Here is a 16214-nt window from a genome sequence, read left to right as displayed (position 1 = left end):
AGTGCTAATTACAATCATAAGCTTGCTAGAAATTAATTATATAGTGACAATATACTCAGCCTTCTTTACTCACTGAATAGAGCCCGATTTTTTGCAATTATCTTCTTTCCGCTTATGGCCATTGAGCATCATTTTATTGAGCAGCCTGCTCAGCGCATTTCCTGTCATGGCAAATAGTTTTCTAATGTTAAAAATCACCGGTGCCAATGACTCCCTAAGCCGCAACATTGAAGCCCATTTAGGGACTTTACCAAGCTCAGAAGTTCAGCGACGGGCTTTTATCTTTAATGCCGAAGATAATGTGATCGCAGCATTGAATTCTCTGGGTTATTACCATGGAGAGATAGTACAAGATGTGCAAACCAGCCCTGATTCACCTTGGGTTCTATCATTAGATGTGACCCCTGGAGAGCCCACGCGCATCGAATGGATTGACTTACATTTTGACGGTGAGATCCTCGAAGACGCGTTTATCCTGCAATGGCTCGACAAGATTGCCATCAAACCTGGAGATATTCTCAATCACGGCAAGTACGAACTGATGAAATATCAGTTGATCACCCTCGCATTGGCCAGAGGCTATTTTGATGGGAATTATGTGCAGTCTTCCATCGAAGTTAACCGTGATGTCAACACTGCCAAGATCACCCTGCACTATGATTCAGGACCCAGGTACCATATGGGAGAGGTCAATTTTGCAGGCCATAGCTTACAAGATGGATTTCTAGACACCTTAATTCCATTTGAAAAAAAATCGCCCTACAGCACAGGAAGTTTATCTAGGTTAAACCGGGAGTTATTAGACACCAGTTATTTTTCTAATATCAAAGTATTGCCTCAGGTTGATAAAGCGATAGGGCTAGATGTGCCTATCAAGGTTGAGTTGAGCCCCAAGCCGAGTCACTCGATAGAGTTAGGTTTAGGTGTTGATATAGGCAATACCACAGACAGCGCCGTCGAGCCGAGAGTCAGCATAAACTGGCGAACACCACAGATAAACAGCTACGGCCATTCCCAAGAAACCAATTTAGAATGGTCCCCGGATAGACCCAAATATCTGACGACTTACACTATCCCATTGACCCATCCTCTGGATGATCAACTAAAAATCCGTTTCGGTATGCTCAGGGATAAATACGGTGTGACTCAGGTTTACCATCCCGATGATAACAAGTTCACCAATACCGGTGAACTCGAGGCGAGTAAAGGCTTAATAGCCGTGATACGCCAGCAAAGGCTCTCTAATAACTGGATATTAGGTTATTCGCTTGAAGCGATGAAAGAATTCTACACCCAGTCTGATATTGATTACTCACCTGAATTTTTGCTCTTTGGCACCAACATATCTAAGACAACCCGTGGCGACAACACCTTAGATCCCAAGTCTGGATTTTTTCAGTATTACAGCATCGAGTATGCAAACCCTAATTTAGGCTCAGCGATTCAGCTTACACGTATACAGACTAAGTATAAATGGATTGAAACCTTTTTCGATAAACATAGAATTGTGGCTCGGTTAGACCTAGGCGTTAACTTAGCCGATGATGCTGATTTAGCACTTATTCCGCCGTCATTGCGCTATTTTGCCGGTGGTGACCAGAGCATCAGGGGCTACAGCTATCAGGAGTTGGGACCTTACCTAGACTACACAAACAGTGATGGCGATGAAGCCAGAGAAGTTGTCGGTGGACGTTACCTGATGGTGGGAAGTCTCGAGTATCAGTATTACGTGACGCCAACTTGGCGTGTTGGCACCTTTATCGACGCGGGTAATGCATTCGATGTCAACCAAATAGAGCCCATAGTCTCTGTTGGCGGCGGATTACATTGGATATCGCCTATCGGACCCATCAAGCTGGATCTCGGTGTAGGCCTCAAAGAGACTGATACGGTAGACAGACCATGGCGCATCCATTTGACTATGGGGGCAGAGCTATGACCCAAGAATCAAATGACATGATCATCAATGAGCCAGTGCAGCCCAAAAAATCAATCCGTACAAAACCACAGAAAAAAACAGGGTATCAATACACGCTTTGGCGAAGTTTCAAGCTGGTTTCGCGCGCCTTAATCTATATCCCACTGGGTTTTCTGATCACATTTGCACTCTTAATTGGCACCCATATCGGTAGCCGGTTCACTGTTTTTTTGGCAGATACTCTAGTGCCCGATCTGCAGATCACCTATGTCGGCGGTGCCATCAATAACAGGCTGGAGGTCACAGATGTCCGTTGGCAGATGCCGGGAGTTGCGGTAGAGGTGGATGACTTAACCTTAGATTGGCACCCCTTGTGCCTGCTGCGCAAACAGCTTTGTGTTGATGAACTGTTAGCGTCGAGAGTCATTGTCGAAATAGATACTGATATAAAAGAGCACAAGGAACGGGATGAAATCAATGCAGAGTTCACCCTGGCTTTCGGCATCGATCTGACTAAGGCTGACTTGGCTAATGTCAGAGTCAGGGTCGATGATATGCATTTCAATGTATCGCGTCTACAAACAAGAGCGCAATGGCAGTCAACAGGTATCAGAGTGAATTATTTAACCTCTGAAGATCTGCTGGTCGACATTCCATTATCAAACGATTCAGATAAACATTCACAAATAGACATAGACCAAGATAACACTTGGGCCATGGCAGACTTACCTCAGGTCTTTATGCCTATTCCTGTATTTGCCGAACGCGTTTCCCTCACCAACAGTCATCTAAGGCTTGGGCAGAGAGACGACCTCTTCTCCCAGATTGACTTTGAAGCCAGTTATCACAGTTTCCTCATCCATATCGAGAAACTTAAGCTAGAACACACCTATGGTAAGGTCGAACTTGAGGGCGAGATATCCCTCATCGACGATTACCCGATGGATTTTATTGCAGTTATAGATGCCGGGCATGTCGATGAGATACCGGGACTAGGACAGCAGCATGCCACTTTAGCATTATCTGGAGGCTTTAATCGACTCAAGGTAGAATCGAGCGGCAATGGCCATATCGACTATTCACTGACTGGCGATATTGCACTGTCCGACCCTAAACTGGCTTATCATCTTTCTCTCACATCTAACCAAATTGGTTGGCCCTTAGACACAAATACCTATTCAGCCCAGTCCGTCGACCTTGAGAGTGAAGGTGATCTTGACCTGCAAAACCTGACGTTCTCAGCACACATTAACAGCCCTTACCACCCCATTTTGGCTGTCGATACTCAGCTGACACATAGCGGGTCTGAGGTCGAAGTCAATCATTTTAGAGCAAGAGGGAAACTCGGTGACATCGAAATTTCTGGCCATGTTAGTTACACAGACGGCATCAGCTGGGATGCGGCTATCGATGCCATAGATTTTGATATGGAGCAGCTGGCATTACCCCTTGAAAATCCGTTACCGGAAAGCTTCATCAGTGGCAGGTTTAACACCCGAGGTAAGCTTGAGAAAAAACAATGGCGAGTCGCTATCTCTCAAGCTGATTTAACCGGTGAAATTCAAGGATACCCTTTTCATCTCATTGGCGATCTCAGCTTGGATGATAAACTCCACCTCAGTGCCGACAGCTTAAAACTGAGCGCCTTACAATCCATTTTGACCATTTCAGGCACCGCCGACGAATACTGGTCAGTCAATGCCTTACTCGATATTCCCGATCTTAACCTCTGGCACCCAGATGCCTCTGGCAACATCAAGGCTAAGATGAATGTGTCGGGAGAGAGTGACCACCCTGAAGTCAGAATCTCAGCCAAGGCGTTGGATCTGCAATTTGAGCATTTCAAGCTAGAACAAGCTCAGGTTAAAGGTTTCTATCGTCCGCTGGATAATCAAGAGTTTGCCCTAAAAATCAGTACAGGAAAATTCAAATATAACACACAGAAACTAGACTCAATCACACTGAGTATTAAGGGAAACGAGCAGAATCAAAAACTGGAGCTACAGACATCGGGAGAGCATAGACTCGATACGCAAATATACTCGAAGTTCAACAGCAAAACCGAAAAGTTAGTCGCCGAGGTCAGAAGGTTAAGCCTGAGTTCTATCTTAGGTGACTGGGATCTGCAAGCGCCTTTTAATGTATCTTGGGACAACCTAAGCCAGACAGGTTTGCTCAGCACCTTTTGTTGGCTCAACATCGATGGCAAACTGTGTCTGGATGACCAAGCCGAGCTGGGCGCCAATGGTGATGCCAGTATCACATTCCAGGGAGACATAGGCGCCATATTAGCGCCGCTATTGCCCGACAACTTGATATGGCAAGCGCCGGCAAATTTATCTTCACATCTGATATGGGCCAAAGATACTAAACCTCAGGGATCCTTGAGTCTTGATTTCGAACCAGGCCATGTCAGCCTAAAGAATAACAAGCGCGATGTGGATATAGATTATAAAACACTCGCACTGCACGCATCACTAGATGAGAAGAGATTATCAACGCAATTACGCTTCGATTCACATAACATCGCTAGCTGGGAAGGACGGCTAGACATAGCGGTGACCCCAGACCGAACGCTATCGGGTTATACAAAATTACATAAGATAAACTTGAATGCCTTGGCAGAGTTTTTACCTCAACTGGAAGTTATACAGGGTAATATATCCAGTGAGTTGCAAATAACGGGCACATTAGATCACCCCGATGTTTCCGGTCAACTACTACTGGAAAATGGTGAGCTCCTAGCCACAGCGAACCCAACACTATTTGAAGATATTCAGTTTGCGGTGTCCCTATCGGGTCAACGTGCCCTACTCGATGGTACCTGGAAAATGGGACAGGGTCAGGCTAAGCTGATAGGCCATATAGACTGGAGCACAGGTGCGCTCAATGGCAATATCCAAATTAACGGTAATAACTTAGTTATCATTCAGCCTCCTCTGGCCATCATCAATGTCTCACCCGATCTTAACTTCACTTTCACTAAAGATAGTTTCAATATAAAAGGCATAATCGAGGTGCCATCAGGCCATATCAAAATAGTACAGTTACCCGCAGGAGGGGTAGAGGTTTCTAAAGATGTGGTTTTTAACGACAGTCTATCCACCGGGGAGATCAATCAAACTCCCCTGGCTCTCACATCTGACATAAAAATCAAGCTAGCAGATAAGCTAAAAATTGATGGCATGGGCCTCAGAGGTAAGCTGACAGGCGTGTTAGAGCTAAAACAACAAGCCTTTAAGCCGGCATTACTCTACGGTGATATACGCGTTGTAGACGGTAAATATAAATTCATGGGTCAAACCTTAGATATTAAAGCCGGTGAAGTCCAATTTATTGGCCCAATGGAGGTGCCCAATCTTAATATCGAGGCGGTAAGAGAGATCAAAGATGAAGATGTCTTGGCCGGAGTCAGAATAACAGGCACACCACTCAAGCCCATTGTCACCTTATTCTCTAGCCCTACCAAGGAACAAGCAGAAATACTCTCTTACATCATCAAGGGCACAGGATTTCATAGCAATGATAATGAACAGAACAGTGGTTTGATGTTGGGTGCGGCGCTAACCTTGAGTAAGCAGATCGGAGGGGGTGCAATGAATAACATCGGCGATTCGGCAACCGGATTAATTGAAAAACTTGGATTTTCAAATGTTCAACTCGATGCAAATGATGACGGCCGTATGGCTATCAGCGGTTTCATCGGCAAAGATCTGATGGTCAAATATGGTTACGGCGTCTTTAATCCTGGTTATGAGATGACTGTCAGGTATTACTTATTATCACAGCTCTATTTGGAGACAGTATCGGGCAGCATAGAGCAGTCATTAGATATCTATTATAATTTTGATATAGATTAGATTTATTTGTATTAAGGTGTTCATCCGAATAAAGACACTTGGACGTGTTCATTATCCTTGGAATCTAGGCCCAACTTACAAGTCTAGTGTCGCAGAATTAAGAGAAAAATCCCACTCAAAACGAAGAAAGTGGGATATATACAGAAAATCAGTTTCAAACTTGATACTTTTAGCTAGCTGTTTGGAAAATACTTCTAATTATTCATAGATTCATGACTACAATCTATTCACAATTTTAAGTTAAATTTAATTGCAAAAAATACTCTTTGCTAAAGAAAAATCAGCTTGTGTATCAATTTCAGTCCACTTTAGCCCAGTAATATCTAGGGTATTAAAAATAACATTTTTCTCAATCAATCGCTCATAAGCCGCTTCATAATATGCTTGATGATTGTCTGGATCATTCATCATTAACTTTAATTCAGTGAATAAAAGTTTTCCTGTTGCTTTGCTAATTTTTTCAATACCAATTGACTCACCGATGGCATCTTGAGGCGCGACTTCTTTACTGGCTTTTAGTACCTTATTCTGTTCATCAACAATCACCTTGATTTCTTCAGCATCAAGATTAATATCTTTATCAATGCAAAGGCAATTAGAATAATCGCTCACTATCAATTTACGCAGAATTTCTTGATCAAAGACAACATCGGCATCAAATTTTATAAAATCACAATCTTTAACGAAAGGTTCTGTCAGCATTAAAGAATAACCTGTGTTTGTTACCTCATATCGTTCATTAGTAACAAATTGTGCATTTAAGTCAGGAAAGTTGGACTTAACATAATTTTTTATTTGATCTTGCAAATAACCTAACACAAAAACCACGTCATTAATTCCACAAGATTGAAGATGTGAAACCATCATTTCCAAAATAGTATGGTCTCCTATTTTCAATAAACTCTTTGGACAATTATCAGTCAAAGGTCTAATCCTGGAACCGACGCCAGCGGCCAAGATGATGGCTTTAATTTTTGTTTTTTTAATTTGGTCTTTCATTTCAGCACTCAAAATTATTGATTTTCAACTAAAAGCGTTTATGACTTTTAATACTATGTATTTTTGTAAAAAAAGTTTAATCTAGATATAGAATAAATATTTAACCATTAATAGACATTATTTTACAACCGTAAAATAGCGATATTATAATGGCATAAGCGATAAGCACATAATACCAACCACCACTCAGTTTTGGTGTTCTAATCGGTGCTACATTAAGAAATGCTATTGTAACAATACTCCCATATAGCAGGTAGACAAATAGACCAGGTTCAAGTAAACCATCAAAGAGAAAAATAAAGACCAGAATGATAGCATTATTATCAATGGCCATACCTTGATAAGTTGACTCCCCATCTAAACCAAAAACATTGAAGTAACTCAAACGTAAAACACCTGCGGCAACAATAATAAAGGCACCGGGGAAAAACCACGGGCTAAAATCGCCATAACTCAATAATAATATTGCGGGGCAAATACCAAAACTAACAATATCAATTAAGGAATCGAGTTGACCGCCGAACTGGCTTTGCTCTTTGGTCCTCCCTTGCATTTTCCTGGCAATAATGCCATCACTCCAATCTAGAAAGACTGCAACAATCAAGGCAATCATTGCTGCTGGGTACAAAGATAAAAAGGCAAAATATATGGCTAATAGTGCCGAGAACAGACCCATTAACGAACAAATATTGGGTAAGTCTTTAGCAAAAGATAATATGCTTGGTCGTGGCTGTTGGTTATTCATGGTTTCTACTGGTGGCATGCTGAGTTCTCAAATAATATTTTAAATTAACAATAGCGATAAATTCAATTCTAAAAATAAGTGATGTTGAGGCTAAAACACTTTTAGCCTCTTTATCTTGATTAAAGGATTTACAGCATAGTCAGATCACTAATTATCAATTTTTTCAATTTCTCGGCATTTACGCCAAGCACGCCCAAGGGCAAGAAGAAATTGACTAAGAGCAAAGATCCATAACATAGGAATTAAGCTATCAAGTATTAAGGCTAACGATAGCATAAAAATGAATACACCCTCATTAACATAAATGATCTTGTACTGCTCGCCAATTAACCAGCGTAAGTTTGCCCGTAATCCAAAGCCAAGGCCAGCCACATCCTCTTTGTCAGTCTTAGACTCTTGTTGAGCTAGTCCTTTTAAATAGTGACTGTTTTGGCTCACTTGTGTGTAAAAAGCTACATATTTTACATATCCCCTAAAGGAGTATGACGCTACGCCGATAAAAGCCAGAACAAGGGGTAAGACTTGTTGAGATTGAACATAGGCTGCATAGCCGACAGCCCCAAACCAAAGTGCTACCTGAATTTCGTCGGTAAGTTTATCATAATAGCAACCGACCACAGAAGTCGTTTTTCGATAACGCGCCATCTGCCCGTCCATACAATCAAACACATGACTTAAGTGGATCAAAACAGCGGCAATAATAAAATTTTGATAGCCTCCAAGCACAATAAAAACAGTGGCAATAATCGCAGTAATAAAAGAAATAAGGGTAATTTTATTTGGCGTTAACCATTTAAAATCAATAACCATATAATTAAGAACAATTGCTAACGGCGAAGTGACAAATGATGACCACCATTCATCGTCTTTCGTTTTAGTTGCCCATAAACGGGAAAATTTAGACTTCATAAGACTTATGCAATAGAGAGCTGCGTCGGAGATAATTGTTCAACCAATGAGCTAACATGAGCAGCGGAAGTTAGTTGAATATCACTTTTCTCTGTCATATTAAAACTGGCTAATATATTGCTCAAAGACGATAGAAAATACTGAATATCATCATCTGACAACTCTCCAATATTACCAACTTGAAACACCTTATTCTTAAAGCAACCTTTACCTTCATAAATAATTATAGATTTTTCACGTAATTTTTGGCGGAAATTCCCAACATCTATATGTTCAGGTATGTGAACCGTGGTTAATACCGAACACATATCTTTTTCAGCAATTAAAAATTTCAAACCTAAATTAGACATGCCTTGTCTTAATCGTTTAGCTCTATTTTTTAATGTGGCATAACGATTAATAACACCTTCATCGAGAAAATTAATTAAAGCTTGCTCTAAGGCAAAAAACAGATGCACCGCAGGTGTATTGGGAGTTTGAGAGAGCGTCTTAATGAAATAATAAAACTTGTATAAATTAAGATACATAGTTTTAACTGGAAGTTCTTTTAATTTTTCAAACTCTTGTACTTTCCCCAAGATAAAGGAGAGGCCGGAATACGAACCAATAGCTTTGGAACTTGAACTTGAAAAGAAATCGATATGGCACTTTTCCATATCTATTCTTTCAGCCCCAGCAGAGCTAACCCCATCAACAATAAATAAGGCATTATGTTTCTTAGCCAAGGCCCCAATTTTTTCAATTGGATTTAACATACCTGAGCTCGTTTCATGATGAACCATAGCGATTACATCAATGTTATTACATTTAAGATAGTCCGATATTTTGTCCATATCGAACACTTCTCCCCAGGGAAAATCCAACCTGTAGGTGTTTTTATTATGGATAGTAGAAATATCGACTAAGCGTTCACCAAACTCACCGTTAGTGATAATGAGAATATTCTTATCACCCACTACGGATGAAAGCATTGATTCGTTTGCTGCTGTGCCTGAACCAGTAATAACCACAGCTCTATAATCAGCTTGTTTAAGCTCAAATATTTTGAGTAATTTAGTTTCAATACTTTGTAACAACTGGTCAAACTCAACTTCTCGATGACAAATATCTTCTTTAGCGACTGCCAATCTGACACTATTTGCCACATTAACAGGACCGGGTGTAAATAAAAGATAATTGTTCATTATTGATTTTTTCTCCACTACATTAAAATAAAGACAAGTATATAATATATCATGATTTTTATAAATTATTCGAAGGATCGCTTAAGGCAATGGATCACAGATCTCATCAACTAATTTAATGAATAGATAATTAATACAATATAGAAAACTGTTAAGCGAGGACTTTCATTGGTTTAGCTAGCCGTATCCCAATCTTTGAGAGTAAGTTATGAGAACGCAGCTTAGAAATTATGAGGATAGCTTCTCGTTGAAACAGAGGGGTATAATACCAGATATCACTTATTATAGCTATAAGTTTTTAACTTGATGCACTCAACATCACACGGCAAGATCATTATAAATTGAACTTTATGCTCAAGTAGCGATCAGATCACCAAATACTCTTTTTTGGTGATGTTAATGACTGCTACTTTTTAAAACATTTTGATTCGATTGCGGATCCCCGTATTGAGCGTTGTAAAAAACATAACTTATTAGATATTATTTTACTCGCTATAAGTGCGGTTATGTCAGGCTCTGAAGGATGGGAAGACATTGAAAACTTTGGACATCTAAAGCTTGATTGGCTTCGTCAGTATCGTCCTTTTAAAGCAGGTATTCCTCGGTATGACACTATTGCCCGTGTTATCTGCCGATTAAAAACGGATGAAATAGAGAAAGCTTTTCAAGCTTGGATTTCTTCTCTCCTAGAAGGTACTGGTTGCGATGTCATTGCCATTGACGGCAAAACTGCACTTCATACTGTGAGCGCCTGGAGTTGTCAGCATCATCACGCTCGATGCTATGGGATGTCAAAAAGAGATAGCAAAGCTAATCGTTAAGCAAAAGGCTGATTATATTCTAGCGCTTAAAGGTCATCATTCTGGTCTACAGGGTAAATTAGAAGCTTGGTGGCACAAGTGCCAGCGTGAAGGTTTTACAGCCGATAATTTTGATGAACATACGACCATAGACAGCGGTCACGGGCGAATTGAAACAAGACGTTGTCAGCAAGTGCTGGTTAGTAAAAGTTGGTTAAATAATAAATATCAGTGGGTTGGCTTAAAAAGCATTATCAAAGTGACATCAGACGGACATGAAAAAACGACAGGTAAAGAGACCACTGAAACACGTTGGTACATTAGCTCATTAGATTTAAATGCAGAGCAGGCGTTATCTTCTGTGCGAAATCACTGGCAAGTAGAAAGTATGCATTGGGTGTTAGATATGACATTCAGAGAAGATGAATCACGGATCCGTAAAGGCCGAGGTCCGCTTGCTTTTAATGTGATGAGAAAAATAGCAATGACCTTGTTCAAGCAAGACCAGACAAAACGCGCGAGTATAGTGGCTAAAAAGAAGATGGCAGGGTTGGACGACGAGTATCGCTCAACCCTGTTAGAGTCAGGGATTAAAATGCGCTAGCCGTGCACTCAACATCCTTGCTCAAATTAAAAATGATGTGGGTACTGTATACTCATTGCAAACGCAACACAGAGACCCATGGACATTCTTAAAATACAAGTAGGAGGTTAACACTGACACAGGTCCTAAGACCTGTCTACCGTCAGTTTAACGACATGAGCGATAATTCAACTAACAGAAGACCGACTATCCATTTTCCGTATTTTGACTTTGGTTATTTTTAAATTTCTGCCACACCTTACCACTATTGATACCATAACTGCGCATCAAAGCCGGTATCGCGCTGTGATTCTTCTCTGCGGCAAGTTGTCTGAGCCCTTCATAAAACTCAAACGCGAGTTCACGCGCTTTAGGGATGGTAAAATAATCTTTACCGACTCGACTATAAAGGCCCTTAAATCCATTAAGGATCAATACATAAAGTGGATTTCCAGAGTTGAACGCTAAGGTATGATGCAACTGATAATCAAAATCGACATAAGCCTGAGGATCATCATCTAAACTTGAGATCTGCTTCAATGCTTCCAGCACTTTATCGGGATTATGACGAACCGCGCCCTTGAAATAGATGGCACTGATATTAGTTCGAGCCGAGAGTAGTTGCTCTAATAGTACAGGTTCGCCGGCAGGATTAAGATCCGCAATGGTCTCAAGTACATTGAGGCCTGACGATTCCCAAATATCGTTGACTCGAGTCGGCTTACCATGTTGAATCGTCAGCCAGCCATCTCTGGCCAGTCGCTGCAGCACTTCTCTGAGTGTAGTTCGTGTAACGCCGATTAATTCAGAAAGCTCACGCTCTGCAGGCAAGATGGTACCTGGAGGGAACTTATCTTCCCAAATCGATCGGACAATGTATTTTTCAGCAAAGCTCGCCGGTCCTTTAGCCTCAATGATACCCGAATTTTTTGAAGTTAAAGGAGATTTTGGGGCAATTGTCATCAGGTTACTTTTCCCACTCTAGTTCGTGTTATGTTGAGTACTGATCATACCAGAGCGTGAAAAAATGGAAACCTTATATGAAATAATACTGGCCAAGATCAAAGTTTCCTCTCTCAAAAAGACACAAAATCCCCCTCCAGCTCACGACTTTGGGATATTTTTACCATTTAGATCTAATTTTTAAGCTATTTTTAAGCATTAGATGTAACTAAGGTATTAAATTAATGCTTTCTTTACGCTAAACTGAGGCGATTCAAATAAACTGTCGTTTTTTACTATCAATCATATATATCAATTTGAGAGGGTGCTATGCCTGTGACAATGCGTCAGGCGTTTATTGACAACTTCTTGGGGAATTCACCTAAGTGGTTCAAAATCGCGATTATATCTTTTTTAATAATAAATCCAATAATTTTCTATATTAACCCCTTTGTGGCTGGTTGGTTACTCGTTGTCGAGTTCATATTCACCTTAGCCATGGCGTTAAAATGTTATCCTCTACAGCCTGGTGGCTTATTAGCCATTCAGGCAGTCGCCATAGGCATGACCTCACCGAGCCAGGTAATGCATGAGATAGAAGCCAATTTAGAAGTGCTCTTGCTACTGATCTTCATGGTCGCCGGCATCTACTTTATGAAGCAGTTACTCCTATATGCCTTCACTAAGATGATCACTAAGGTACGCTCTAAAGTCGCCGTTTCCTTGATGTTCTGTTTAGCGTCCGCTTCCTTATCGGCCTTCCTCGATGCATTAACCGTCATCGCGGTAATCATTGCCGTTGCCATAGGTTTCTACTCCATCTACCACAAGGTAGCGTCGGGCAAATCCTTCGCAGATGATCATGATCATACCAATGAAAGCAATAACCAATTGTGTGAAGAGGAGTTAGAAAACTTCCGTGGTTTCCTACGTAATTTATTGATGCATGCCGGCGTGGGTACCGCGCTCGGTGGTGTCTGTACTATGGTTGGAGAGCCACAAAACTTAATCATAGCCGCACAAGCAAACTGGCAATTCGCCGAATTTGCCATACGTATGGCACCCGTCACTGTGCCCGTCTTTATTGCTGGCATAGCGACCTGTTACCTGGTAGAGAAATTTAAGGTCTTCAGCTACGGCGTGCAACTGCCAGAAGCGGTACATAAGATACTGTCCGATTACGATGCCTATCAAGATGAACATCGTACTAAACATGACAAGATGAAACTGATAATTCAGGCTCTCATCGGCGTCTGGTTGGTACTGGGCTTAGCCCTACACTTAGCCTCAGTGGGCTTAATAGGCCTATCTGTCATCATACTGGCAACGGCTTTCAATGGTATCACCAATGAACATGCGCTGGGTAAGGCATTCGAAGAAGCCCTGCCTTTTACCGCCCTATTGGCGGTATTCTTTGCCATCGTAGGTGTCATTATCGATCAACAGCTGTTCGCACCTGTAATTCAATGGGCACTGAGTTACGAAGGCAACACTCAGTTGGTGATTTTCTACATCGCCAACGGCTTACTCTCTATGGTTAGCGATAATGTCTTTGTCGGCACCGTCTATATTAACGAGCTCAAGACCGTTCTGCTCAGCGGACAGATAACCCGCGACCAATTCGACCTATTAGCCGTCGCCGTGAACACGGGGACTAACTTGCCATCAGTTGCGACACCGAACGGTCAGGCAGCCTTCCTATTCTTGTTGACCTCGGCAATCGCGCCACTTGTACGTCTCTCATACGGGCGCATGGTATGGATGGCTTTGCCATACACCATAGTGTTATCCATAGTGGGTGTGTTAGCCATTCAGTTCGGCGCACTCGAGTACATGACTCAGTACTTCTATGACTCAGGCATACTCATTCACCATTCGGCGAAAGAAGCTATGGGTGCAGTGACGGGCCATTAATACAAACACTGAACTTTTACCCGCTAATTCAGTCTTATAAACGCCCTACATGGGCGTTTTTCATTGGCTCATTTACCACTGTACGATATGGTTTATCCATCATTTGGCTAGGGCCTAGCCTGCAGTATAAATATTACGGAGAATATAATTTGAACTCTATGACTAGATTCGCTCAATCCCGTCTTGCCTGGGTTATTCTGGCAGGCACGGCGTTGGGGCTCGAGTTATGCGCCATCTTGTTTCAATATGTGATGAAATTAGATCCTTGTGTGATGTGCATCTACCAGAGACTCGCTATTTTTGGCATTTTGGCCGCGGGCTTAATTGGCATCGTCGGCCATAAGAATCGTTTTGCTCGGCTAATAGCTTTTTTTGGCTGGGGGGTCAGTGCCGCTTGGGGCTTAAAACTAGCACTTGAACTAGTCGATATGCAAACCAACCCATCTCCATTTGCGACTTGCTCTTTCTTACCTGAATTTCCTGCTTGGATGCCGCTCCATGAGTGGATGCCTGAAATCTTCCTTCCTACGGGTATGTGCAGTGATGTTCCTTGGGAAATGATGGGAGTCACTATGGGACAATATATGATTGGGGCTTTCGCTGCTTACCTGATGACCCTACTCCTCTTCGTTATCCCGGCTCTATCGGCCAACAAGCCAAGACAAGGATTCATCGCCGATTATAGATAATTATATCAAAACAACGCCCTATCCGGGCGTTGTTTTGTTTTCTATATCCGGTGAAATTAGTCGACTAATTCAGATCTCTCAACGGCCAGAGCACAATATAATCTTCCATATATTTAACTTTAGTCTCACAGATCACTTTATCTTGTGTCGACATGCCATGTTGATGCATCTCTGTTTTGGAGCCCGTGATGAGTGGATGCCAACTTGGTAATGACTGACCTAAATATAAACGCCGATAGGCACAGCTGTCCGGTAACCAGGTTAATTCGGCGACATTTTCCATGGTCACTTGAGTGCACGAAGGCACATAGTCGAATCGGGTTGAATAGTGACTACAATGGCTTTCATGGCTATCGAGTAACTTACACGCCACATTGGTGTAATAGAGCTCTTCGGTATCATCATCGATAATTTTATTCAAGCAACACTTACCACAGCCGTCACACAAAGACTCCCACTCTGAAGTATTCATCTGGGCTAAGGTTTTTTCTTTCCAAAATTCCATTATTCTATTCTATAAAAAAGACAACTTTCGCAGACTATTTTACACTAGTTAGTGAACTCATTGAAGCTCACGGGTCTCTGCAGGAGAGGTCTATCTTAGTAATACTTAAGGTTGAGAGTTATTTGAGAGGAGGATATTTCAATCTTTCAGATAGATAAGTCACAGAGATGGCGAAATAGTCTGAGCTATTCCACGCCAATAGTGAACGGTAGTTGTCATAAATCAGGTATTTTCGGCCCGAGGGACCGTCTGGCATGATGAGAGACACTGACATATCGTCCCGAGCCGGTAATGCACTGCCATCGAAGCGAGTGAGCCCCAGACTTGACCACTGTGAAAAGGTTTTCTTCACCGATAATGAAGCAAGTTCGGCATCAAATTCTTGGGGAACTCTCACTTGTCGGCCCCATGTCTGTTGACGATTTCAACCTGTTTTTTTGAGAAAACCTGCGGTAGAGGCCATAGCATCTAAGGTATCATTCCAGATGTCTTTGTCGCCATCCCCGTTACCATCTTGCGCATAGTCAAGGTACCTACTGGGTGTAAACTGAATCTGTCCCATGCCGCCGGTTCTCGACGCCCTCAAGTCATCGAAAGTTATTCGCTCTTGAGCAAGTATTCTCAAGGCGGCGAAGAACTCATTTTTATACATGCCTCTGCATATGAGTCAGTTTCAGTCTATTCTTATTGTATAAATCACGACTAGAAGTGAGATTGACGATGAAAACGCCTGAAGCTAGTTTTTTTGAATGGCAACGCCAGTTTGGTTCTGAAATTGATTGTTTAAACCACCTAAAGCACATCAGATGGCCTACTGGTTTTATTTGTCCTAGGTGCAGTTGTGAGCATAGTTATCAGCTCACTACTCGTGATGTCTATGAATGTAGTCAGTGTCATAAACAAACATCTGTCACCGCAGATACTGTATTCCATGGTAGCCGTATTCCCTTAGCGAAGTGGTTTTGGGCCATCTACTTTCTCGGCTCAGATAAAGGCAGCATTTCAGCATTGAGACTCAGTAAACTCATTGAGGTTAATTGGCGAACGGCACGCTTAATATTGAGCAAGTTGAGAACGGCAATGGGTCATAGAGACAGTCTATATAGGCTTTCAGGTCTCATTGAAATTGATGATGCCTTCGTTGGGGGAAAGAGAAAAGGTAAACG

At 41.8% G+C, this 16214-nt stretch carries 10 protein-coding genes and 3 pseudogenes; 6 read left to right on the top strand and 7 right to left on the bottom strand.

The genetic code is table 11. The features are described 5' to 3' along the window. Positions 1-76 precede the first annotated feature (76 nt). Together KT99_RS11135 and tamB are read left to right on the top strand one after the other, a co-directional pair. Positions 77-1939 (top strand): autotransporter assembly complex protein TamA, encoded by a 1863-nt coding sequence (locus tag KT99_RS11135; protein WP_040571889.1) that lies wholly within the window; start codon positions 77-79, stop codon positions 1937-1939. Next, complete coding sequence (tamB, locus tag KT99_RS11130) at positions 1936-5778, top strand: autotransporter assembly complex protein TamB (protein WP_005500032.1); 3843 nt, start codon at positions 1936-1938, stop codon at positions 5776-5778. Before KT99_RS11135 ends, tamB begins: the two co-directional genes overlap by 4 nt. A 246-nt stretch (positions 5779-6024) precedes the next feature. On the opposite strand, the gene KT99_RS11125 is transcribed toward tamB, so the two are convergent. From KT99_RS11125 to KT99_RS11110, 4 genes are all read right to left on the bottom strand, one after another. Continuing rightward, positions 6025-6777, bottom strand: coding sequence for a phosphocholine cytidylyltransferase family protein (locus KT99_RS11125; protein WP_005500031.1), 753 nt, complete (start codon positions 6775-6777; stop codon positions 6025-6027). Between the two features lie 100 nt (positions 6778-6877). Continuing rightward, a complete protein-coding gene (locus KT99_RS11120; RefSeq protein WP_040571887.1) occupies positions 6878-7540 on the bottom strand; it encodes a CDP-alcohol phosphatidyltransferase family protein in 663 nt (220 codons plus the stop codon). Between the two features lie 129 nt (positions 7541-7669). Further along, the gene (locus KT99_RS11115; protein ID WP_005500028.1) at positions 7670-8431 is read right to left on the bottom strand and encodes a CDP-alcohol phosphatidyltransferase family protein; all 762 of its coding nucleotides are present in this window, start codon (positions 8429-8431) and stop codon (positions 7670-7672) included. A 5-nt stretch (positions 8432-8436) separates the two neighbouring features. Then, positions 8437-9615, bottom strand: coding sequence for a pyridoxal-phosphate-dependent aminotransferase family protein (locus KT99_RS11110; protein WP_005500021.1), 1179 nt, complete (start codon positions 9613-9615; stop codon positions 8437-8439). Positions 9616-9992: 377 nt separating this feature from the next. Here KT99_RS11110 and KT99_RS20820 point away from each other — a divergent pair. Beyond that, positions 9993-11019: pseudogene (locus KT99_RS20820) on the top strand (ISAs1 family transposase). Between the two features lie 186 nt (positions 11020-11205). Here KT99_RS20820 and fadR read toward each other — a convergent pair. Next, the gene (gene fadR / locus KT99_RS11100) at positions 11206-11961 is read right to left on the bottom strand and encodes a fatty acid metabolism transcriptional regulator FadR (protein ID WP_005500018.1); all 756 of its coding nucleotides are present in this window, start codon (positions 11959-11961) and stop codon (positions 11206-11208) included. Between the two features lie 309 nt (positions 11962-12270). On the opposite strand from fadR, the gene nhaB reads away from it, so the two are divergent. Then, the gene (nhaB, locus tag KT99_RS11095; RefSeq protein ID WP_005500017.1) at positions 12271-13854 is read left to right on the top strand and encodes a sodium/proton antiporter NhaB; all 1584 of its coding nucleotides are present in this window, start codon (positions 12271-12273) and stop codon (positions 13852-13854) included. Between the two features lie 149 nt (positions 13855-14003). After that, on the top strand, positions 14004-14543 hold the full coding sequence (gene dsbB, locus KT99_RS11090; RefSeq protein ID WP_100067653.1) for a disulfide bond formation protein DsbB: 540 nt from the start codon (positions 14004-14006) through the stop codon (positions 14541-14543). 64 nt (positions 14544-14607) lie between these two features. Here dsbB and KT99_RS11085 read toward each other — a convergent pair whose 3' ends face one another. Together KT99_RS11085 and KT99_RS20815 are read right to left on the bottom strand one after the other, a co-directional pair. Beyond that, complete coding sequence (locus tag KT99_RS11085; RefSeq protein ID WP_005500013.1) at positions 14608-15048, bottom strand: YcgN family cysteine cluster protein; 441 nt, start codon at positions 15046-15048, stop codon at positions 14608-14610. Positions 15049-15166: 118 nt separating this feature from the next. Next, positions 15167-15700, bottom strand: a pseudogene (locus KT99_RS20815) (lytic murein transglycosylase). 68 nt (positions 15701-15768) lie between these two features. Here KT99_RS20815 and KT99_RS11075 point away from each other — a divergent pair. Then, positions 15769-16214 (top strand): annotated as a pseudogene (locus tag KT99_RS11075) (IS1595-like element ISSbe2 family transposase); the annotation flags it as partial.

It is taken from the genome of Shewanella benthica KT99, from assembly GCF_000172075.1.
Classification (GTDB): Bacteria; Pseudomonadota; Gammaproteobacteria; order Enterobacterales; family Shewanellaceae; genus Shewanella; species Shewanella benthica_A.
Note: the sequence above shows the minus strand (reverse complement) of the source record. Positions and strands in the feature narration are given on the sequence as shown.